Annotated in this window: 22 protein-coding genes; 11 read left to right on the top strand and 11 right to left on the bottom strand. The window is 64.3% G+C overall.

Annotated elements, in window-relative coordinates; genetic code table 11:
* On the top strand, nt 1-722 hold a 722-nt coding region (locus AAG799_RS14960), incomplete at its 5' end, for a ParB/RepB/Spo0J family partition protein (protein WP_341897278.1).
* Nucleotides 723-740: 18 nt separating this feature from the next.
* Nucleotides 741-1,787, top strand: a complete 1,047-nt coding sequence (locus AAG799_RS14965) for a GGDEF domain-containing protein (protein WP_341897280.1) — start codon at nt 741-743, stop codon at nt 1,785-1,787.
* Here AAG799_RS14965 and AAG799_RS14970 read toward each other — a convergent pair.
* Both AAG799_RS14970 and AAG799_RS14975 read right to left on the bottom strand, forming a co-directional pair.
* Nucleotides 1,784-2,275, bottom strand: a complete 492-nt coding sequence (locus AAG799_RS14970) for an AAA family ATPase (protein ID WP_341897282.1) — start codon at nt 2,273-2,275, stop codon at nt 1,784-1,786. The genes AAG799_RS14965 and AAG799_RS14970 overlap by 4 nt on opposite strands.
* Nucleotides 2,275-3,195, bottom strand: coding sequence for a hypothetical protein (locus tag AAG799_RS14975; RefSeq protein WP_341897284.1), 921 nt, complete (start codon nt 3,193-3,195; stop codon nt 2,275-2,277). The genes AAG799_RS14970 and AAG799_RS14975 overlap by 1 nt, the downstream gene beginning before the upstream one ends.
* Before the next feature lie 111 nt (nt 3,196-3,306).
* Here AAG799_RS14975 and msrB point away from each other — a divergent pair, with 111 nt between their 5' ends.
* On the top strand, nt 3,307-3,711 hold the full coding sequence (msrB, locus tag AAG799_RS14980) for a peptide-methionine (R)-S-oxide reductase MsrB (RefSeq protein ID WP_341897286.1): 405 nt from the start codon (nt 3,307-3,309) through the stop codon (nt 3,709-3,711).
* Here the strand turns inward: msrB and AAG799_RS14985 are convergent.
* Nucleotides 3,657-4,853 carry a YqiA/YcfP family alpha/beta fold hydrolase gene (locus AAG799_RS14985; protein ID WP_341897289.1) on the bottom strand — a complete coding sequence of 399 codons (1,197 nt, stop codon included), beginning with the start codon at nt 4,851-4,853 and terminating at the stop codon, nt 3,657-3,659. The two genes, msrB and AAG799_RS14985, sit on opposite strands and share 55 nt — an antisense overlap.
* A gap of 486 nt (nt 4,854-5,339) precedes the next feature.
* Between AAG799_RS14985 and AAG799_RS14990 the strand changes: the two genes are divergently transcribed.
* The 5 genes from AAG799_RS14990 to AAG799_RS15010 all read left to right on the top strand — a co-directional run bounded on the left by AAG799_RS14990 (nt 5,340) and on the right by AAG799_RS15010 (nt 10,386).
* Nucleotides 5,340-6,632, top strand: coding sequence for an ammonium transporter (locus AAG799_RS14990; protein WP_341897321.1), 1,293 nt, complete (start codon nt 5,340-5,342; stop codon nt 6,630-6,632).
* Between the two features lie 252 nt (nt 6,633-6,884).
* A complete protein-coding gene (locus tag AAG799_RS14995; RefSeq protein ID WP_341897291.1) occupies nt 6,885-8,393 on the top strand; it encodes a circularly permuted type 2 ATP-grasp protein in 1,509 nt (502 codons plus the stop codon).
* Nucleotides 8,393-9,340: an alpha-E domain-containing protein gene (locus tag AAG799_RS15000; protein WP_341897293.1), complete on the top strand. Its 948-nt coding sequence runs from the start codon at nt 8,393-8,395 to the stop codon at nt 9,338-9,340. The genes AAG799_RS14995 and AAG799_RS15000 overlap by 1 nt, the downstream gene beginning before the upstream one ends.
* Before the next feature lie 39 nt (nt 9,341-9,379).
* On the top strand, nt 9,380-9,565 hold the full coding sequence (locus tag AAG799_RS15005; RefSeq protein WP_341897295.1) for a hypothetical protein: 186 nt from the start codon (nt 9,380-9,382) through the stop codon (nt 9,563-9,565).
* 83 nt (nt 9,566-9,648) lie between these two features.
* A complete protein-coding gene (locus tag AAG799_RS15010) occupies nt 9,649-10,386 on the top strand; it encodes a peptidase (RefSeq protein WP_341897297.1) in 738 nt (245 codons plus the stop codon).
* Here the strand turns inward: AAG799_RS15010 and xth are convergent.
* Both xth and AAG799_RS15020 read right to left on the bottom strand, forming a co-directional pair.
* On the bottom strand, nt 10,383-11,192 hold the full coding sequence (gene xth, locus AAG799_RS15015; RefSeq protein ID WP_341897300.1) for an exodeoxyribonuclease III: 810 nt from the start codon (nt 11,190-11,192) through the stop codon (nt 10,383-10,385). The two genes, AAG799_RS15010 and xth, sit on opposite strands and share 4 nt — an antisense overlap.
* 37 nt (nt 11,193-11,229) lie before the next feature.
* Nucleotides 11,230-12,456, bottom strand: coding sequence for a multidrug effflux MFS transporter (locus AAG799_RS15020; protein ID WP_341897302.1), 1,227 nt, complete (start codon nt 12,454-12,456; stop codon nt 11,230-11,232).
* Nucleotides 12,457-12,645: 189 nt separating this feature from the next.
* Between AAG799_RS15020 and AAG799_RS15025 the strand changes: the two genes are divergently transcribed.
* Complete coding sequence (locus AAG799_RS15025) at nt 12,646-13,146, top strand: GFA family protein (RefSeq protein WP_341897304.1); 501 nt, start codon at nt 12,646-12,648, stop codon at nt 13,144-13,146.
* 4 nt (nt 13,147-13,150) lie between these two features.
* On the opposite strand, the gene AAG799_RS15030 is transcribed toward AAG799_RS15025, so the two are convergent.
* Nucleotides 13,151-13,525, bottom strand: coding sequence for a nuclear transport factor 2 family protein (locus AAG799_RS15030; RefSeq protein WP_341897306.1), 375 nt, complete (start codon nt 13,523-13,525; stop codon nt 13,151-13,153).
* 99 nt (nt 13,526-13,624) lie between these two features.
* The gene (locus tag AAG799_RS15035; RefSeq protein WP_341897308.1) at nt 13,625-14,485 is read right to left on the bottom strand and encodes an AraC family transcriptional regulator; all 861 of its coding nucleotides are present in this window, start codon (nt 14,483-14,485) and stop codon (nt 13,625-13,627) included.
* A gap of 109 nt (nt 14,486-14,594) precedes the next feature.
* On the opposite strand from AAG799_RS15035, the gene AAG799_RS15040 reads away from it, so the two are divergent.
* The gene (locus tag AAG799_RS15040; protein WP_341897311.1) at nt 14,595-14,828 is read left to right on the top strand and encodes a hypothetical protein; all 234 of its coding nucleotides are present in this window, start codon (nt 14,595-14,597) and stop codon (nt 14,826-14,828) included.
* A gap of 2 nt (nt 14,829-14,830) precedes the next feature.
* Here AAG799_RS15040 and AAG799_RS15045 read toward each other — a convergent pair whose 3' ends face one another.
* The 4 genes from AAG799_RS15045 to AAG799_RS15060 form a co-directional block, all read right to left on the bottom strand.
* Complete coding sequence (locus AAG799_RS15045) at nt 14,831-15,517, bottom strand: tetratricopeptide repeat protein (RefSeq protein ID WP_341897313.1); 687 nt, start codon at nt 15,515-15,517, stop codon at nt 14,831-14,833.
* Nucleotides 15,518-15,548: 31 nt separating this feature from the next.
* A complete protein-coding gene (locus tag AAG799_RS15050) occupies nt 15,549-16,235 on the bottom strand; it encodes a hypothetical protein (RefSeq protein ID WP_341897315.1) in 687 nt (228 codons plus the stop codon).
* A 33-nt stretch (nt 16,236-16,268) separates the two neighbouring features.
* Entirely contained in the window at nt 16,269-17,354 is a 1,086-nt protein-coding gene (gene gtdA, locus AAG799_RS15055; RefSeq protein ID WP_341897317.1) for a gentisate 1,2-dioxygenase, read from the bottom strand.
* 426 nt (nt 17,355-17,780) lie between these two features.
* Nucleotides 17,781-18,503, bottom strand: a complete 723-nt coding sequence (locus AAG799_RS15060; RefSeq protein ID WP_341897323.1) for a response regulator transcription factor — start codon at nt 18,501-18,503, stop codon at nt 17,781-17,783.
* A 488-nt stretch (nt 18,504-18,991) separates the two neighbouring features.
* On the opposite strand from AAG799_RS15060, the gene AAG799_RS15065 reads away from it, so the two are divergent.
* The coding region (locus AAG799_RS15065; protein WP_341897319.1) for a methyl-accepting chemotaxis protein at nt 18,992-21,564 on the top strand (2,573 nt) is incomplete at its 3' end.

A 21,564-nucleotide genomic window follows, 5' to 3' on the forward strand; every position in this document is an offset into this window, starting at 1 on the left:
CCAAGGGCGTGCTGCAGCCGCTGCTGGTGCGCCGCGCCAAGGACGGCCAGGGCTACGAGATCATCGCCGGTGAGCGCCGCTGGCGCGCCGCGCAGATCGCCAAGATCCATGCCGTGCCGGTGGTGATCAAGGAGATTTCCGACCGCGACGCGGTCGAGATCGGCCTGATCGAAAACCTGCAGCGCGAGGATCTCAACCCGATGGAGGAGGCCGGCGCCTTCCTCCCGCTGGCCGATGAATTCAAATACAGCCAGGACCAGATCGCCCAGGTGATCGGCAAGAGCCGCAGCCATGTCGCCAACATTCTCCGGCTGCTGCAATTGCCCAAGCCGGTGGTGCAGATGATCATCGAGGGCAAGCTCTCGGCTGGCCAGGCCCGGCCGCTGATCGGCCATGCGCTGGCCGAGCAGCTGGCGCTGCGCATCGTCGAGGGTCAGCTGACTGTGCGCCAGGTGGAAAAGCTGGTCGCCGTCGGCCGCGAGGTCGGCACCCCGGCCGCCGCCAAGAAGGGCGGTCGGCCGCCCTCGGCGCCGAAGCCGAAAACCGCGCCGGTCGGCAAGGATGCCGACACGCTGGCATTCGAGCGCGGCATCACGGCGGCGCTGGGTCTGAAGGCCGAGATCGAGGCCGAACCGGGCAAGCCCGAAGCCGGCCGCCTGGTGCTGCATTACCAGACGCTGGAACAGCTCGACGAACTGGCCAAGAAGCTGAGCCGGCGCTGACGTCGCGATGATGGCCCCATGACGCCAACCCCGCCGCGCCGGCCGTTTGCCTTTCTCACCCGGCTATTCGGCGGCGGCGATGCGCTGGCCGGTCATCGCGAACAGATTCTCTATCGCATCGCCGTGGTCAGTGCCGCGCTGCTGGCGCCCTTTGCCGTCAGCAACATGGTCACCGGGCGGATTCCGCTCGGGCTGGCGATCTTCGCCACCGTGATCGTGCTGGTGGTCGATGCCGTGGCGATCTATCGCGGCCGCAAGGCACCGGTGCCGTTTGCCCTGCTGCTGCTGCCGGCCGCCGCTGCCGTGACACTGCTGCTGATCACCCAGCCCGGCTATGGCGTGCTGTGGACCTATCCGGTGGTGCTGTTCACCTATTTCGTGCTGGCGCGACGGGTTGCCGTCCCGGTCAGTCTGGCCCTGCTGGCCGGCACCACGGCGCTGGTGCAGATCCATGCCGGCAGCGGCATGGCGGTGCGCACCTTCGTCGCACTGCTGCTCACCATCGTCATCGTCAACATCATCCTCAGTGTCATCAACGATCTGCATGAGCGGCTGGTGGCGCAGACGCTGACCGATCCGCTGACCGGCGCCTTCAACCGCCGCCATATGGAAGGTTGCCTCGACGATGTGATCGAACGCCAGCGCCGCAGCCAGGCCCCTGCCGCCCTGCTGGTGATCGACATCGACCACTTCAAGCAGATCAACGACCATTTCGGCCATGCCGCCGGCGACTCTGTGCTGCGCACCGTGGTGGCGCTGATCGCCGACCGGGTGCGCCGGCTCGATCGCCTGTTCCGTATCGGCGGCGATGAATTCCTGCTGCTGCTGCCCGATACCGATGGCGCTGCGGCGCTGATCGTGGCCGAGGAGTTGCGCAATCTGGTCGCTACGGCATCGATATCCGGCGCGCCGCGTGTCACCGTCAGCATCGGCATCGCCGTGCTGCAGCCGGGCCAGCAGATGGATGAATGGATGCAGCAGGCTGATGCGGCGCTCTATGACGCCAAGCAGCAGGGCCGCAACCGTGTCGCTGGCGCGGCAGCAATACCGGCAGCGGCGAACTAGCTTTTCAGCCGCACCGCCAGATCGGCGGCAAGGGCCGCGATGTCGCGCCCGGCGGTATCGATCACATGGTCGACTGCCCAGGCCTCGTAATCCATCGCCAGCACATCCTGCCAGCGCGGCAGCACATGGCCGGGGATATCGGCCTGCCGTGCCTCCACCCGGCGGCGATGTTCGGCCGCATCGGAACAGACCACCTCGATTTCGATGGCCTGCGCACCGGCTGCCGCTGCCGCCGCGCGCCAGCCGGCACGGCTGGCCGCCACCGGGTTGACGCTGTCGGCGATTACGGTCAGGCCGAGCCGCAGATTGTCGGTGGCAACCTGCTGTGCCACGCCATAGCCGGCCGCGCCGATCCTGTCGCCGAGCGTTGCCTTCAGGGCCTGTTCTATGGTGTCCACGCGCAGATGCATCGCGGCGCGCTGCTGCGCCAGTGCCCGCGCCAGTGTTGTCTTGCCCGTTCCAGGCCGGCCGCCCAGGATGACCAGCATCAGTTGGTGTCAGCCCAGCTGGTGACTTTCAGAACGCCGTCATCCTGACGCAGGCTGTAATGCAATGGGCGTTTGACATGGCGCCCGGCAATCGTGTCTTCATCGACATGCAGGTATTCGACACTCACCGCGATGGCAAATGTGCCGTCGGTGTTGCGCGCCTCGCTGACCAGGGCAATGTCCTTCAGTAGGAGGTTGCCGCGTCCGGCCGCGTCGATATAGGGGATGTATTCGACATTGTTGCCATCGAAATGAATCCGGATGGCCTCCTCGGCTGCACGCCATGACAGTCCCGAATTCGGCAGTGTGATGTCGGGAGCGATCACCGGCTTCAGCGGTTCAGCGCCGTATTTCTTCAGCAGCGGATTGAGGTTCCAGGTCGATTTCGGCCAGGTCGGATTGAGATTGTAGATTGCGCCGCATTCCATGGTCGCATGGGCCAGCGCGAGGCTTATCGCGCTCATGCTGGTCAGCACCAGATCGGTCTGCCACAGGCCGGTCGGCACGGAGGAGAAATTTTTTGGCCGGGTGCCGGCTTTGCACGGTTCGGAGATCTGTGTCTCGACAAACCATTCACCGCCGGCATTCAGATCGGCCCGCAGCGTGGCGGTCTGGACCGTGTATTTGCTGTGCTTGTCTGCTTCGCGCAGGGACAGGGTGATTTCCAGTTCCCCCGGCGGCACATCGCGGATGATGAGGGTTTCGTCGGCGAGTGCGCCAACCGTCTCTCCGTTCACCGCCACGACGGGGATCGGAGCCCGGGCATCGATCACGTTGTCAGTGCGGTACAAAACGAGGCGCACCGTACCGTCGGGCCTGGGCGGCATCTGCATGGCCTCGACCGCCACGCGCTCCTTGGTCGTTCTGCAGGCCGCAAGGCCGGTCAGCAGCAAGGTGACGATCAGGACATTTCGAAACACGCGCACCCCCGGTTGTGCGGATACTATGCCAAACCGGTTGCAGAAAAGACAAGGCCAGGCTCGCAAACCGCCGCGCATGCACTAGATTGGCTGGCAAACCGGAGGCCTTGCATGACCGAGACGAAATCCGCGCCCAGTTGCGGCGCCACCAAGCCCCTCTCCCCCGAAGCCGAACGCGTGCTGCGCGGCCATGGCACCGAGCGGCCGGGCACCAGCCCGCTGAACCGGGAAAAGCGCAAGGGCAAATACTTCTGCGCCGGCTGCGGCACCGAGGTGTTTGCCTCCGACACCAAATACGACAGCGGCAGCGGCTGGCCCAGCTTCTATGCCCCGGTGGCCGAGAATGTGAAGGCCACCGTCGATACCAGCCACGGCATGCGCCGCATCGAGGTGCATTGCGCCAGCTGCCAGGGCCATCTGGGCCATGTCTTCGAGGACGGGCCGGAGCCAACCGGCCTGCGCTACTGCATCAACGGCGTGGCGCTCGACTTCAAGCCGGTCGACGACAAGAGCTGACCGGCCGATTGCGGAGCAGCCGGCGTATCGCGGTGGAACACGAAGCTGCGGTCGCTGGCGCTATCGCCGGGCCGGGTGATGTGCGCGGCCAGCGTGTCGCCCGTGCGGCGCAGGTCGAGCAGGCCGAACTCGGCTTCGCCGCGCCAGCCATCGGCGGTGGCGATCAAGGGTAAGTCGAGGGTGCCCTGCTCCGGCAGCGTGAGGGTCATCAGCGGCACGCCGAGATCATCCAGGCCGATCTCCATGCTGAAACCCCAATGCCGGCCGGGCTGGCCGCGCCAGCGGCCCTGATAGGACCGCAGCTGCTGCGCCGTCTGCGCGGACACGGCGACGGCGGCGAAAGCCCGGTCATCGCGCAGCCCGGTACAATCGGGTGTCCGGCCGTTTGCCGCCCTGCTGTCGGTGATCTCGCTGTCGATCAGGTGACGGATGCAGGGGCCATAGCGCCGCGCGAAGCTCCAGCCCAGTCCCGCGCTGTGGCCGACGATGCCGGGCAGCTGCGGCCGGTCGATCACCAGATGCGGCGCCGCGGCGCTGGCCAGCTGCTGGCGCAGCCAGGGCCCGCGCACCGCCGGCATTTCGGTTTCGTAGAAAATATCCTGCGGAAAATAGGCAGCGACCAGCCGCTGCGGCAACGCGCCAAGCTGTCGCCACATCGGCCGCATCGCGTGGTCGTTGAGCTCCCAGCCGAAGCTGTGATGCGCCACCGTGGCCGGCGCGAGTGCGATCACGCCGGCCACTGCGCGACGCTGCGCCACATCGACGGCGGCATAGGCCCCCATCGAAAATCCCATCAGCACGATGCGGCGATAGCCCAGCGCCCGGGCCTGTTCCACGGCCTGTTCCACCGCGGCGGCGGCACGAAAACCGCTGTCGCTCTTCAGGCTGCGATACTGGCGGTACACATCCCAGCCGGCCTGCGCGAAATACCAGGCCAGCGGCGGCGCCTGTTCGATGTAGGCATGGGCGCCAAAGCCGTGATTCCAGATCACCAGGCCGGTGGCCTGCTCGGGGCCGCGCAGCGGCGGGGCCGGCAGACCATAGAAGGTGGCCGGCGCGAAGCCCGCACCGGCCCGCGCCGCCGGGGGCAGCGTAAGCCATGGCAACAGGCCGAGCAGGAGCAGGATCGCCAAGCGAAGCATGGCAGCAGAACGCCGGGGCCGTCCGGCTGTCCCCCCGGTCCCATTCTTGTCATAGGCTGTTTATAGCTTTGCCCGACAGACTGGCAGGCCGGGCGCCGCCGCCGAAACAGGCAGCCGGACGCGCTCAAAAAATCACCAAAAATTAGGCAATGGACTAAATTTTAGTCACGCTTGGGGACGGTAAGTCCTAGAATAATCACGCTGTCCGGCTGATTCCCGCCTTCTGCGAGATTTGCCGCAGTGCAACCGGCTGGCACGGTTCTTGTAAACATTTAGGCCAGAGGTATGCGCCAGGGGTGGGCCTTTTCCGGAGTTCTCATTGGGGGGAACCGGACGGGTCCGCCGGCAAGCCGGGAGCGATCCCGGACCCGGTCCGGAAACTGGCGTGACCTTCACTGACAGGAGGATTAAACCGTCATGCAACTCTCCACCGTCTCGACGGCCACTGTGGCCGATCAGCGACAGCTCGGCTGGCTCAGCTACGTCATGTTCGGCCTGGTGCTGGCTGCTCTCTTTGCCCTGATTCCCTCGCTCGGCTTCGCGGCCGACGAAGCGCCGAAGCTCGATACCGGCGACACCGCCTGGATGCTCACCTCGACCGCGCTGGTCCTGATGATGACCATCCCTGGCCTCGCTCTCTTCTACGGCGGCATGGTGCGCAAGCAGAATGTGCTCAGCATCATGATGCAGAGCTTCGCCATCACCTGCCTGGTCACCGTGCTCTGGATGATCGTCGGCTACAGCCTGGCCTTCTCGGAAGGCAACGCCATCATCGGCGGCTTCGGGAACCTGTTCCTGTCCGGCCTGGCCATCGACAGCGTGAACGCGCTGGCCAAGACGATCCCGGAAACGGTCTTCATGACCTTCCAGCTCACCTTCGCCATCATCACCCCGGCCCTGATCACCGGCGCCTTTGCCGATCGCATGAAGTTCTCGGCGATGCTGTGGTTCATCGGCCTGTGGCTGATCTTCGTCTACGCGCCGGTTGCCCACATGGTCTGGGGCGGCGGTCTGATGGGCGAAATGGGCGTGCTCGACTTCGCCGGCGGCACCGTGGTGCATATCAACGCCGGTGTGGCCGGTCTGGTCGCCTGCCTTGTGCTTGGCAAGCGCCAGGGCTACGGCAAGGTCAGCCATGCGCCGCATAACCTGACGCTGTCGATCATCGGCGCCGGCCTGCTCTGGGTCGGCTGGTTCGGCTTCAACGCCGGTTCGGCCGCTGGTGCCAACGTCAATGCCGGTATGGCCATGGCCGTCACCCAGATCGCCACGGCGGCCGCTGCGCTCGCCTGGATGTTCTCGGAGTGGCTCGCCCGCGGCAAGCCGAGCGTGCTCGGCATCGTCTCGGGTGCGGTGGCCGGTCTGGTCGCCATCACCCCGGCGGCCGGCTTCGTCGATCCGATGGGCGCGCTGATCATCGGCATCGTTGCCGGTATCATCTGCTTCGTTGCCGCCACCACGGTGAAGAATGCGCTGGGCTATGACGACAGCCTGGACGCCTTCGGCGTGCACGGCATCGGCGGCATCGTCGGTGCGATCCTGACCGGTGTGTTCGCCAAGGCGGCGATTGCCGGCAAGGACGCCCCGCTCGGCCTGCTCGACGGCAATGGCGGTCAGGTTCTGACCCAGATCTACGGCGTGGTCATCACCATCGTGTTCACCGCGATCGTGACCCTGATCATCCTCAAGATCATCGACTGGACGATCGGTCTGCGCGTCGATGAGGCCACCGAGCGCGATGGTCTCGACCTGAACCTGCACGGCGAGACGGTGCAGTAACAGGGGTACGCGAAGGCACCCGGGCCGGCTTTCCCACCCGCCGGCCCGGGTTGCTTCGTCTCTTCAACGAAATGGTGGGGATGCGGACGGCCCGCTTGCGTCGCGTTCAGTCCCGGTTTGGCAAGTTCCAGTCGCCTTCAGTCCAGTCAGCTTTCTTCGGCCGCTTCGCGCAAGTCGCTTTTCTCTCCGCCATTTTTCCGATTAAATCGAACGGAACCTCTTCCCGCTCGTTCTCGTCGCGGAGACACGCCTTTGACCGCATTTGACGAGATGGACCTCGGTCCCGCTGCGCTGCAGACCCAGTCTGGACAAAGCCAGGCGGGCCAGTCGCAATCGCAGGCGGCCAGCAGTGTCCGCGCTCCCTACCGCGATTACAAACGCTGGCTCGATGCAGCCCCGGCCGACATGCTGGACCGCCGCCGCCAGGAAGCGGATCTGCTGTTCCGCCGGCTCGGCATCACCTTCGCCGTCTATGGCGAGGGCGGCGACACCGAACGCCTGATCCCGTTCGACATCGTGCCGCGCATCATCTCGGCGAAGGAATGGAAGCGGTTGCGGCGCGGCCTGAAGCAGCGCGTCAAGGCGCTCAATGCCTTCCTGGATGACATCTACCACAAGCGCGAGATCCTGCGCGCCGGCACGATTCCTGAGGATCTGATCCTCAGGAATGCGGCCTATGTGAATCACATGCGCGATGTCACCATCGCGCGGCAGACCTATACCCATATCGCCGGCATCGACCTGGTGCGCACGGCGGAAAACGAATTCTACGTGCTGGAAGACAACTGCCGCACGCCGTCGGGCGTCTCCTACATGCTGGAGAACCGCGAGGCGATGATGCGCCTGTTCCCTGATCTCTTCGCGCAGGTCCGCGTGGCGCCGGTCGGTCACTATCCCGATGCGTTGCTGCAGACCCTGCGCGATTCTGCACCGCCGCATTGCGAGTCCGAACCTACCGTCGCGCTGCTCACGCCCGGCGTCTACAACTCGGCCTATTTCGAGCATGTCTTCCTCGCCGAGCAGATGGGTATCGAGCTGGTGGAAGGTGGCGACCTCACGGTCAAGGACGACATCGTCTACATGCGCACCGTCGGCGGGTTGAAGCGCGTCGACGTGCTCTACCGCCGCCTCGATGACGATTTCCTAGATCCGAAAGTCTTCCGCAAGGATTCGATGATCGGCATTCCCGGCATCTTCAACGCCTACAAGGCCGGCAACATCACGCTGGCCAATGCAGTCGGCACCGGCGTCGCCGATGACAAGTCGATTTACCCATACGTGCCCGACATGGTGCGCTTCTATCTCGGCGAGGAACCGTTGCTCGCCAATGTGCCCACCTACGTGCTGCGTCGGCCCGATGACCTGAAATACACGCTGGAGCATCTCGACGAACTGGTGGTCAAGGAGGTGCACGGCTCCGGCGGCTACGGCATGCTGGTCGGGCCGAAGTCATCCAAGGCCGAGATCGAGAGCTTCCGTGTCAAGATCGTGGCGAAACCGGAAGCCTATATCGCGCAGCCCACGCTGGCGCTCAGCACCTGCCCGACTTTTGTCGAGAGCGGCATCGCGCCGCGCCATGTCGACCTGCGGCCCTTTGTGCTCAGCGGCGAGACCATGCGTGTGGTGCCCGGCGGTCTGACCCGCGTGGCCCTGCGCGAAGGCTCGCTGGTGGTGAATTCCAGCCAGGGCGGCGGTACCAAGGACACCTGGGTGCTGGAGGAAGACGAAGCCGACGACATCAAAGCCGGCGAGGATGACTGATGCTCAGCCGCGCCGCCGATAACCTCTACTGGCTTAACCGCTATGTCGAACGCGCGGAGGCGATGTCGCGCATCCTCGGCGTCGCCCATCGCATGAGCATGCAGTCCACCCATGGCGGCACCCGCAACGACGAGTGGGAAGCGGCATTGATCATCGCCGGCTGCGACAAGTCGTTCGCCCTGCATGGCGGCCCGGCGACGCGGCGCGCGGTGATCGACTTCCTCGCCTTCGCACCCGACAATCCGTCCTCCATCCATGCCTGCCTCAAGGCCGGCCGCGAGAATGCGCGCGCCATGCGGGCGCAGATCACCTCGGAGGCCTGGGAAAGCATCAACGCCGCCTGGCTGGAGATGCGCACCTTCTCCATGGCCAAGGTGGAGGCCGACGGTTTCTCCAGCTTCTTCGACTGGGTGCGCGAGCGCAGCCAGCTGTTCCGCGGTGTCGCGGAAGGCACCATGCAGCGCGACGATGCCTATCGCTTCATGCGGCTCGGCACGCTGCTGGAACGCGCGGATTCGACGGCGCGAATCCTCGATGTGAAATACCACGTGCTGCTGCCTTCGCCGGGCGATATCGGCGGCGCGGTCGATTACTACCAGTGGGGCGCGCTGCTGCGCTCGGTCTCGGCCTTCCGCATCTACCGCCAGATCTACCGCGACTCGATCCGGCCGCTCAAAGTTGCGGAGCTGCTGGTGCTGCGCGAGGATTTCCCACGCAGCCTGCATGCCTGTTTCGCCGAGATCGTGTCGATCCTGCAATACCTGCGTGAGAGCTACCGCCGCGACTACCCGTCCGTGCGGCTGGCCGAAAGCATGCTGCTGAAGCTGCGCTACGACGACATCGAGTCCATCTTCACCCGCGGCCTGCATGAATACCTGACCAACCTGATCGATACCAATATCGAGCTGGGCGCGGCGATTGCCCGCGATTTCATGCAGCCGAACTGAATCCGATCTGAAGCGTTAGGATGGCAGGAGACTGCCATCATGCTCGACTTCCTCAGGCGTTTCGCCATTGCTGCCGTCATTGTCTGCGGCCTCAGCTTCGCCGGCTGGGTGCAGCATCTCTACACCTGCTTCACCCAGAGTGAATGGGGTTTCCTGATCGCCGGGGCGATCTTCTTTCCCATCGGCGTGATCCATGGCTGGGGCATCTGGCTGGGGTTCTGGTAGGCATTACTGCCTCTATACCTTGACCCGGACATGAACTGCTTGCTTTGATGCGGGCGGATTAAAGTCTGGGGACGGGTTCAATCATGACCTATTGCGTCGGCCTTCTGCTGAATGACGGCATCGTCATGCTGTCCGACAGCCGCACCAATGCCGGCGTGGATTCGATCTCCACCTTCGGCAAGATGTATGTCTGGGAGAAGCCGGGCGAGCGCGCCATCGTGCTGACCACGGCGGGCAACCTGTCGCTGAGCCAGACGGTGGTGACCCTGCTGAAAGAGGGTTTCACCGACGAGGAGGGCAAGAGCTGCGACCTCAACCAGGCGGCCAGCATGTTCGAGGCCGCCGGCATGGTCGGCGCCGCGATCCGCGAGGTGGCGCGCCGCGATGGCGAGGGGCTGAAGCAGCAGGGCGTCGAGCCCAACCTGTCCATGCTGCTCGGCGGCCAGATCGGCGCCAAGCCGCATGAGCTTTACATGCTCTATTACGCCGGCAATTTCATCCGTGCCACGATCGACACGCCCTTCCTGCAGATCGGCGAGATCAAATACGGCAAGCCGATCCTCGACCGCGTGATCACCCCGGAAACCCCGCTGGTGCAGGCGGCGAAATGCGCGCTGGTCTCAATGGACAGCACGCTGCGCTCGAATATCTCGGTCGGCCTGCCGCTCGATCTGGCGATCCTGCCCAAGGGCGATCTGAAATTCGCCCTGCGCAAGCGCATCACCGAGCAGGAACCCTATTTCGCCAGCATCCGCGGGCTGTGGGGCGAGGGCCTGCGCAAGGTCTTCCTCACCATCCCCGATCCCGACTGGGGCGTTTAGTCCAGCTTCAGCGTGACGATGATCGGTGCGTGGTCGGAGGCCTTTTCCATGCCGCGCATCGCCTTGATCACCTGGGCGCCGACCAGCTTGCCCTGCAGTTCCGGGCTGACCCAGACATGGTCGAGCCGGCGGCCCTTGTCGGCGGCCTCCCAGTTGGCCGAGCGATAGCTCCACCAGGAATACAGCTTCTCGCTCGGCGGCACGAAATGCCGCACGGCATCCACCCAGCCGCGCGCCGCCTGCATCTTCAGCATGCCCTCGGTCTCGACCGGCGTGTGGCTGACGATTTTCAGCAGCTGCTTGTGCGACCACACATCGGTTTCCAGCGGCGCGATGTTGAGATCGCCGACCAGGATTTCCTTGCCGCCCTTTTTCTTCAGCGCCGCCGACCATTTGGTCATGCCGGCCAGCACCTCCAGCTTATGGGCGAATTTGTCGTTCGCCACCGGGTCGGGAATGTCGCCGCCGGCCGGCACATAATAGTTGTGCAGGATGGTGCCGTCGGCCAGCTCGGCGGCGATATGGCGGCGGTCGTCGCGGCCGGCCAGGTTCAGCTTTTCCTTCAGCGTGATGGCGCGCTTGGCAAAGATCGCCACGCCGTTATAGCCGGGCTGGCCATGGATCAGGCGATGGGCATAGCCGCGCTGCTCGAACAGTTCATGGGGAAACTCGTCATCCCTCACCTTGGTTTCCTGCAGGCAGAGGATGTCGGGATCATGCTGCTTGAGGAAGGCGCCCATCAGGTCGAGGCGCGCCCGCACCGAGTTGATGTTCCAGGTGGCGAGTTTGATCGGTTTCTTGCTCATGCGTGAATCTCTAGCGCAAACCGGCGAAGGGTGCCAGTTACTCGGCCGGGGCGGTCTGCCGGCCGCCGCCGCGCAGCGTCAGCAGGGCCACCGCCAGCGTCGCCACCGCGCAAAGCGCAATGCCGCCGATCATCCCCTGCGCCGTGCCGCCGATGATCTTGCCGCTGACACCGATCACCACGGCGCCGACGGCCAGCTGGAGCGTCGCCATCAGCGACGAGGCCATGCCCGCCGCCTCGCCGTAAGACTCCAGCGCCAGCACGGATGCGGTGGGCAGCAGGATGCCGAGGCAGCCATAGCCGGCCAGCAGCAGGGCCATCATCAGCACCAGGCTGTGCAGTCCGGCGGCATGCACGGCAAATGCCAGCACCATCGCCAGGGTGAAGCCGATGATCGACGGGATGATCAGGCGGGCCAGGCCGAAACGGCCGCCGAGCCAGCCGCAGAACTGCGCGGCGAAGAAAAACGCCGCGGCATTCAGCGAAAAGGTCAGGCTGAAGCCGGCCGGCGACAGGCCGTATTCGCCCATCATCACAAACGGCGCATTGGCCAGGAAGACGAAGAAGGCCGAGATGGCAAAGCTGGTGGCCAGCGTCAGGCCCATGAAGGTCTTGTCGGTGACCAGCTGGCGGCCCGTGGCCAGCATGCCGGCGAGGTTGCTTTCGGCACGCTGCGCGGCCGAGCGGGTCTCCGGCACCAGCAGGAAGCCCAGCAGGCCGGCCAGGATGCCGATGCCGGTGACGAACCAGAAGATGGCGCGCCAGCCGATCGCCTCGATGATGACGCTGCCGAACAGCGGCGCCAGCAGCGGCGACACGCTGAACACCAGCATCAAGAGGCCGAGCAGCTTGGCCTCTTCCACGCCGCTATGCAGGTCGCGCACGATGGCGCGCGGGATCACGATGCCGGCCGCGCCGCCCAGGCCCTGCAGGAAGCGGAACAGGATCAGCATTTCCACGCTGTCGGCCATGGCGCAGCCGATGCTGGCGCCGATGAACAGCGCAATGCCGAAATACAGCGGTGGCCGCCGCCCGGTGATATCCGAGATCGGGCCGAACACCAGTTGGCCGAGCGCGAAGGTGATGAAGAAAGCCGTCAGGCTCATCAGCACCTTGTCGGGGTCCGCATTCAGGCTGCTGCCAATGAATGGCAGGGAGGGCAGATACATGTCGATGGCGAACGGCCCGATCGCGGTCAGCAGGCCGAGGATGAAGGCGTTGCGCAGGAAGCGGGCTTTGCCGTGCGGCTGTTCGGAGGCTTGCATGGGAATCGACTGCCTTGGTTTTCTGGCTTGGTTTTTCTGGGAGACTGCGTTTGATTGAACGGCGCCATATAGGGCGCCCTGTATAAAGAGACAGACGCGGATTGGCCATCGCGGAATTGCAGCGGTGCATTTCAGGCGCGTAGTTTCCACAATGGGAAAATACGCCACAGGTAATCGCGGGAGGATGACATGCCGATGACCCTTGAGGGCAGCTGCCGCTGCGGCGCTGTGGCGTTCAGTCTCGACAGCCACACGCCGGTGCCCTACCAGCTCTGCTACTGCTCGATCTGCCGCAAGACCGCCGGCGGCGGCGGTTTCGCCATCAATCTGGGCGGCATCTCCGCCAGTCTCCGGATCAAGAAAGGCAAACGCAGCATCGGCGTCTATCGCGCCGAAATCTGCGACGACGATGGCAAACATTGCGAGACCAGCACGGGACAGCGCAATTTCTGCAAACGCTGCGCCAGCGCCTTATGGCTCTACGATCCCACCTGGCCGGATCTGATCCATCCCTTTGCCTCGGCCATCGACACACCGCTGCCGAAACCGCCGGCGAAAGTCCATCTGATGCTGCGCTACAAGCCGGCCTGGGTGAAACCGCAGATCGGCCGCAGCGACGAGACTTATGATCTTTATCCCAAGCTCTCGCTCGAGGCCTGGCACAAGAAACACAAGGTCTGGGTGAAGTAGCCCATCAGACGTAAGCCTTCATCTGCGCCGGGTCGTAATAGAAGCGCTCGCGCCACACCTGCTCGCCCTGCCAGATCTGGTGCGCCAGCTCCTCGATGCGGCGCTTCGACCCGTCCTTGAACGTGAAATGGAAGATCCAGTGGATCACCACGGTGTCGCCATCGATCAGCACCGGGCGCACGCATTCGGTCTGCACCGTGGCGGCGCGGGCCAGCACGGCGCGCTCATGCACCACCAGGCGGTCGCGACCCTGGCGCGGCGGCTCGGTCAGGTTTTCCTGCATGCTGGCGTCTTCGGTGTAGAAGCGTTCGATGGCCAGGTCATGCTGGTTGGATTCCACCATGGCGACAAAGGCTTCCACGGTCTCGCGGCTCGGCATCTTCAGACTCTCCGGTGATTGACGACCGGCAGGATGGCAAAGGGCTATGCGGCTGTCGCGCCGGATCAGCCGCCGCAGAGCATAATCAGGCGGGCATAATCAGCCGGCCGCTTTGCGCACCTGCGCCGGGCTGATGCCCAGCAACCGCTTCATGCTGCGCGCCATATGGCTCTGATGCGCAAAGCCCGCGGCCAGCGCGATCTCGGCCAGACCCATACGACCCTGCAGCAGCAGCAGCTTGGCCTGTTCGACGCGGCGGCGGATCACATACTGATGCACCGGCAGGCCGAAGCTGTGCCGGAACAGCGTCTTGAATTGCGTGGCGCCCAGGCCGGCAACGCGGCTCAGCGCGTCGAGCGACAGGTCATCCTCCAGATGCGCGGCAATATGCTCTGCCACGCGGCGGCGCTGGGCCGGCGCGAGGCCGCGTCCGCTGTCGGCCGCGGCGGCAGGCGCGCCCTCACCGCGCAGCAGCTGCACCGCCAGTGCCATACCAAGGCTGTCGGCATAGAGCCGGCCGCTCGCATCGCTCGCGCTGAGTTCGGCGCGCATCGCCCAGGCCAGATGCACCAGGCGCGGATCGCGCAGCTGCACCTGCGGCGCCAGGCTGGCGCGCGACAGGCCAAGCTCGGCTGCGGCGCGCGGCAGCAGGTCGGGCGCCAGCCGCAGCACCAGCGCGGTGGTCGGTGCCTCGTCAAACCATTCGCCGCTGGCGCCGGCCGGCAGGATGTCGATATCGCCATGCAGCAGCAGGCGGTCCTCGCGCGGGCCGTCGCCGATGCGGCAGCGCACCCGCAGCGGCGCGCCGACATGCACGCTCAGCATGGTCTGTCTGCTGTCCTGCACGGTCACCGGCCCGCCCGGCATCGCCAGCAGATCGGCATAAAGATGGCTCCAGTCGCGGCCCCGACTGCTCAGCAAAACCTGCGGCCTGGCCGCAACGGATGCCATCTGGTTCATGGCGCAATCCTAAATCCGGATGGGGTTAACGCCTAGATCTTATGCGGCACGCTGACGCAGCGGCAGGGCATCGCTTGATTACCGGCGCAAAGGCGTCACATTGCCTGTCATGCATACCCGCGCCGACAAGATCTTTGCCATCGTCATCACGGTTGCCCTGCTGGGCGCCCTGGTCGGCGCTGTCTTCAAGGCTTTCAATTTCTGGACCGGCATGGCCGCTGATTTCGATCCGGCCGCCACCTGGCCGCTGATCTGGGGCGTGCTGTTCAGCATCGTGCTGGGCGCCATCGTGGTCGGCATTTTCCTCTACGGTCGCCGCAAGGAAATCCGCGGCGAACAGTAAGCTCACCCTGCAGCCGAAGGCGACCAGTCGCCTGACTCGGTGATGCAGCGGCGCAGATCATCGGCCGAGAGCGTGCGCCGTAAATAGACAACACCCTGCTGTGCCGGTTTCTCTACCCGGCTACCCGGTGACGAGAAGCGGTTGGCACGGAAGACCCAGACACAGGCCATGTGCATATCCTTATCGCCAACCTGCCCGGCGCCATACATGTTGGCGATGTTCCACATCGCTTCCGGTTCCCCAACATTGGCCGCACGCGTGTAGTATTCGAAAGCCTTGCGGCGATCCTGCGGCACACCGAGGCCCATGTCGTAGAGATAGCCCAGGCTGTTGAGCGCCAGATCGTGATTCTGCGCGGCGGCCTTTTCATACCAGCCGCGCGCCTCTTCATAGCGCCGGGCGGCCTGCGCGCCACTGCCTAGACTGTTCTGCGCTTCGGCCAGGCCGGATTCGGCGGCACGCCGATACCATTTCTCGGCTTCCGCGCCGCTGCGACTCACGCCACCACGACCACTGTCATACAGCATCGCGAGATTGAACTGCGCCCGGGCGTCACCGTTTTCCGCCTTCGCTTTCAGTTCTTCCAGCTGCGCGGCCGGTATGGGCGGTGTCGTGGTGATGCAGGCACTCAGCAGCAAAACAAGCGACAGGCAGGCGCCACGCAGCGCGGTAGTCTTGTAGGGGATCATCGTTGGCGTTTTTTTGTGACGAAAGTGAAGATCAAAACAGATTGAACGTGCTGCCGACGATGCCGAGCGGCAGGCGGCCGGCCTCGAACAGGCGGAACTTGATGGCGAACGGATGCTCGCCGATATCGTCCTCTGCATCGGCACTGCGCGCGGCCAGCACCAGGGCGGCCTGATAGGCCGCCGTCGCTGCCGCACCCGCCGCCACCTTCAGCAGGGCCGGATCGCTGACACCCTGGCGCGCCGCCATCTTGGCGGCATGCTCATGCGCCACCTCGCCGGCCCGCGTCGACACATGGGTCAGCGCCACCTCCAGATCATGCTGGTCGGTATGCTGCAGTGCCTGTTCCAGCAGCGCGTTCTGCATCTGCTGTTCGGCCTGCCACCAGTCGTCATCCCAGTCCGGCGCCTGGGCGGCGGCGGAGGCCGCCAGCCAGTTCTCGACGCCGGCCACCCGCATCTCGTCAAAGCCGATGCCGGCGGTATAGGCCTCGGCATCGTTGATCTCGGTGGCGGTCAGCTTGCGGCCGACGGCAGAAAACCACGGCAGGCTGCCGACCAGCTTTGCCAGCCGCGCCACCGCGCGCAGGCCATCCAGGTCGTCGCCATTATCAAGCTCGGCACCGGTCAGCCCGTCGAAGCCATCCTCGGCAAAGCCGGCGGCATCGTCGTCATCGTCGTCGTCATTGGCGATCTCAACGATCTTGGTGACTTTCGCCATGCCCAAAAACTCTTTCCTGGCTCTCTACAAAATCTAGCGGTTGCCGCGGCTTTCGCGCCACAGGCCGAGTTTCTTCTGCACCGGGCGATCCGAGAAGCTGAACAGCACGACGTCTTCGTCTGGCGCATGGTGGCGATGCGGCACCCAGCTCGGGATCACGAAGGTGTCGCGTTTGCCCCAGTCGAAGCGTTGCGCATCGGAACCCTCGCCCACCAGGGTATAGCCCTTGCCCTCGACCACGCTGAACACCGTGGCATCTGACGAGCGATAGCTTTCGCCGGCAAAGCCTTTGGGCAGCAGCTGCATGTAGGTGCCGATGGTGGGCATCGCGCTTTCGCCATTGGCCGGGTTCACATACTGCAGCTTCAGGCCGTGACACGGATCCCACGTGTCACGCCGGCGCATGGTGTCGAGCGCCTCGCGCGTGCGGCTGTAGGGATAGTTGAACACCGGCGAGGTCGGCACGCGGACTTCGTGATCGATCGGCAGCAGCCCGGAGCCGTAGCGCGCGAGGCTGTCGCCGGTCGGACGCGACAGCGGCTGGCTCTCTTCGGGGTATTTCTCCGAAAACGAACAGTCGAGCGCCTGCACCAGCGGAATATCCAGGCCGTCCATCCACACCATCGGCCGGTCGCTGTCGTTGCCGTGGTCATGCCAGGTCCAGCTCGGCGTGATGACAAAATCGCCTTCCTGCATGATGGTCTTCTCGCCATCGACGGCGGTATAGGCGCCGCCGCCCTCGACGATAAAGCGCAAGGCCGACTGCGTATGGCGATGCGAGGGTGCGACTTCACCCGGAAGAATGAGCTGCAGGCCGGCATAGAGCGAGGTGGTGATGCGCGACTGGCCCGGCATGCCGGGATTCTCAAGAATCAAAACCCGCCGCTCGGCTTCCTTCGCCGTGATCAGCCGGCCGGCCTCCATGATGTCGTCGCGGATATCGGCGTAATGCCACAGCGCCGGCTGGCAGGCGCTTTTCGGCTGCGGGATCACCAGGCCATGCAGCACTTCCCATAACGGCGCCAGCTTGCGGGTGCCGATCTTGTCGTAATAGGCCTTGCGCTGCTGCATCACCCCATCATCAGTTTTGGGGCGGTCGATGTTTGGATGCTGGGTCATCGGGTGCGTCCTCTTTGCGCCATATTATCAGACTGCGGAGGAAACCCAATCGCCTGCCTATGAGGTGATCGCGTACAGGCAAAAGAAAACGCCCGGTCGGGGGGCGAGCCGGGCGTTTTGCGCAATGACCTCTGCGCCATTGGGGCATCGAAAGGGGGGGATCTTCCGATGCCGGCAACAGCTTGTCGCCGTCGCCATGCAACAGATATGGGGAGCATTTGCCGGCTTGCCAAGAGGGTGCCGTCGCGCCGGTCCGGCAAAGCAGGCACATTTGCGTGATGCCAGCGGCCGCGCTTATGTATGCATTGGCGCAAACACCTGCGGCAGAACGGGAAATCCGTTTCTGCCATTCTCACCTATGCAGGCAATGCAAGCCTGGGCCGCAAAAACAGCAGCGCCGCAAGCGTGGTCCGGATCACCGAAAGGTCAGGCGTGTGCTGCGTTTTCCGGATTGATCAGGCGATAGCCCAGCCTGGGTTCGGTGAGCAGGAAGCGCGGCGAGTCCGGATCTTTTTCCAGCTTGCAGCGTACCTTGCGCGCCAGCACGCGCAGCGCCTGGCGCATCTCGGCATTGTCGTTGCCCCACAGCGTGATGGTGAGCTGCTTGGTGCCGACCGGCTGGCCGCTTTTCTGCGCCAGCATTTTCACGAAACGCGCTTCCATCGGCGACAGCCGCACCGGGCGGTCGTCGCGCCGGGTGTCGCCGGTCATCGGGTCGATCACGAAGGGGCCGACGGTGACAATCGTGGTGCCGATCTTGGAACTGGCTTCCAGGTTGCGGCGGATCGCGGCGCGGACGCGCGCCAGCAGCTCGCCGGCATCGAAGGGCTTGGTCACGTAATCATCGGCGCCCAGATCGAGGGCGCGGATTTTCGCATCCACCTCTTCCTGGCCCGACAGCACGATCACCGGCATGGCCGAGGTCTTGCGCAAACGTTCCAGCACATCGAAACCGCTGATGCCGGGCAGGCCGAGATCGAGCAGCAGCAACGTGGCTTCGCCGATCTTGGTCAGGCCCTCTTCGCCATTCGGCGCCTCAAGCACCCGATAGGCCACAGCCTCCAGTGCGGCGCGCAGGGCTGCGCGCACGGGCGTGGAATCTTCGATCAGCAGAATGCAGTGCCGGTCAGACGTCGATGCAGAACTCAGGGCCCGCCTCCCTTGCTACCTGGCTGGATTATCCAGTCTCGTCATTCACCCAGAAGATACGTTACCGAAAAATAACCCCGCCGCCCAGCCTCAAGATAACGCGCCAGCCCACCATGGCTATTTGCGACACCCTCCCCATAGCGCGGGATGTTTGATCTGCATCATGGCCGAAAATGCTCCCCGCCCCAATGTTGTAGCATTGGGGGGCATATCAGCCCCAAGTGAGCGTGATGGCCCGGTAGCGCAGCCTTGGCGAGCATCAGGACCAAGGGGCCATCTGATACTGGCAGTACCGGCAGATTGAGAGGGGCGGCGAAAAACCTGTGCCTCTGACTTGCGTCTCTTGTTCTAAATTTTCCCAGTAAACAGGCGATTATATTATCGAATGGTAACTGGGCGCCCCCGTATCAATTCCGATATTCAAACTTCCGTACACGGCGCGTGGCGTCGAAGAGCGCGCCAAACATCCCAACCAGGACTCAAAAAAGATGGAAACCCCGAAGACCTCGCCCCGGCTCACGATTGGGATTCGCGGCAAGATCGTCACGGCACTGATCGCCTTCGCCCTGCTGCCGCTGCTGCTGCTCACGGCCGCCCTGTGGCTGGAAGTGGGCGAGATCAAGCAGGGCCAGACCGGGCGCGTCGTCATGGCGGCGCAGGCGATCAACGATGTGATCGATCGCAATCTGTTCGAGCGCTACGGCGATGTGCAGGCCTTCGGTTACAACGCGGTGGCGACCGAGCCGCAGAACTGGGGCAAGCCGGGCGACGACAATCCGCTGGTGGTGGCAATGAACCGCTACATGGCGAATTACGGCATCTACAAGCTGATGCTGCTGGTCAGCCCTGAGGGCAAGGTGCTGGCGGTCAATTCGAAATCCGCCGCCGGCAAGGCGATGGCAACCGACGCGCTGTATCAGCGCAATTACGCCAATGCGTCCTGGCTGCGTGCCGCGCTGGACGGAAAATTCCTGCAGGGTAAGAACGGCTTCACCGGCAGTGTGGTGGAGCAGCCGGCGCGCCATGCCGAACTTGCCGCGCTTTATGCCGGCGACGACTACGCCATGATCTTCGCCGCGCCGGTCACCGATGCCAATGACAAGACGGTTGCCGTCTGGGTCAATTTCGCCGGCTTCGACCTGGTCGAGCAGATCATTCAGCAATCGAACCAGGGCCTGGGCGGCAGCGGCCTGGAGAATGCAGAAATCACCGTGCTCGATCCGCGTGGCGTTGTGATCGTCGATTACGACAGCGAGAAGCTGAAAGGCCAGCCCTATGTTCGCGACTGGGCCGTGCTCGGTAAACTCAATCTGGCCGAGGCCGGCGTTGAGGCGGCAAAGCTGGCTGTGGCAGGCAAGGCGGGCGGCATCGAGTCCGTGCATGCGCGCAAAAAAATCTCGCAGGTTGCCGGTTATCACCGCAGCCAGGGGGCCTATGATTATTCGGGTCTGGGTTGGTCGGTGCTGGTGCGCATTCCCACCGACGTCGCCTACAGCGTCGTCAATGCGGTCATTCTCCAGGTCGGTGTGATTCTGGCGCTTGCCAGCGTGTCGGCTGTTCTGATCGGCCTGTGGTTCGGCAATGCCCTGGCCAGGCCGATCCGTCGCGTCACCACCGCGCTCACCGACATGGTCGGCGGCAAGGTCGATATCGATGTCACCGGCAAGGAAAGCGGCGACGAACTGGGTGCTGCGCTACGCAGTGCCGAGGAAATCCGCGATCGCATCGTCAGCGGCCTGCAGACCGGCGAAACGCTGAGCAGCATCACCGCCTGCGTCATGCTGGCTGACGAAAACAACAACGTCGTCTTCGTCAATCGTGCCGCGCAGGACATGTTCAAGGTTGCCGGCGACGATATCCGCAAGGACGTGCCGAAGTTCGACCCTTCAGCCATGATCGGCAAGAGCATCGATCTGTTTCACAAGAACCCTGTTCATCAGCAGCGCATGCTGGCGGCGTTGGAGAAGCCCTACAATACGACCATCACGGTCGGCGGCCGTCGCTTCGATCTCACTGCCGTGCCGGTTTCCGATGTCACCGGCAAACGCCTGGGCACCGCCGTGGAATGGCGCGATATGACCCAGCAGCATGCGGTGCAGACCGAAGTGTCGGGCCTGGTCGAAGCGGCACAGCAGGGCGATCTGGCGCGCCGGGTCAATCTCGACGGCAAGAGCGGTTTCATGCGCGAGATCGCGTCTGGCATCAATGGGCTGCTGGGCACTGTCTCCAGCGCCGTGAATGAAGTCGATACCGTGCTGGGCGCCATGTCGAAAGGCAACCTCGCCAACCGCATGACCGGCAGCTATCAGGGCCAGCTCAAGCATCTGCAGGACAACTGCAATGCCACCATCGACAAGCTGCGTGAAATCACCGGCAAGATCGGCGATACCGCGCTCAACGTGAACAACGCGTCTGGCGAGATCGCCACCGGCGCCCAGGATCTGGCGCAGCGTACCGAGAGCCAGGCCGCCAGCCTGGAACAGACCGCTGCGGCGATGCATGAGGTCACCGAGACGGTGCGCCAGAATGCCGCCAATGCCAGTGCCGCCAACCAGAAGGCCGTGCTGGCGCGCGATACCGCGGCCAGGGGCGGCAGCGTGGTGACCGATGCGGTGGCTGCCATGGGGCAGATCGAGGGCAGCGCGCAGAAAATCAGCGACATTATCGGCCTGATCGACGAGATCGCCTTCCAGACCAACCTGCTGGCACTGAACGCCAGCGTCGAGGCCGCGCGTGCCGGCGAAGCCGGCAAGGGCTTTGCGGTGGTGGCGCAGGAGGTGCGTGCGCTGGCGCAGCGCTCGGCCAATGCCAGCAAGGATATCAAGGCGCTGATCCAGGCCTCCAACAGCCAGGTGAAGTCCGGCGTGCAGCTGGTCAACCAGACCGGCGCGGCGCTGGACGAAATCCTCACGGCGGTGAAGCAGGTTAACGATATCGTGGCCGAGATCGCCACGGCCAGCAACGAGCAGGCCCGTGCCATGCAGGAGATCAACACCGCCGTCGGCCAGATGGATGAAATGACCCAGCGCAACGGCGCACTGGTCGAGCAAACCAGTGCCGC

The sequence above is a fragment of the Ferrovibrio terrae genome (assembly GCF_943371255.1).
Classification (GTDB): domain Bacteria; phylum Pseudomonadota; class Alphaproteobacteria; order Ferrovibrionales; family Ferrovibrionaceae; genus Ferrovibrio; species Ferrovibrio terrae_B.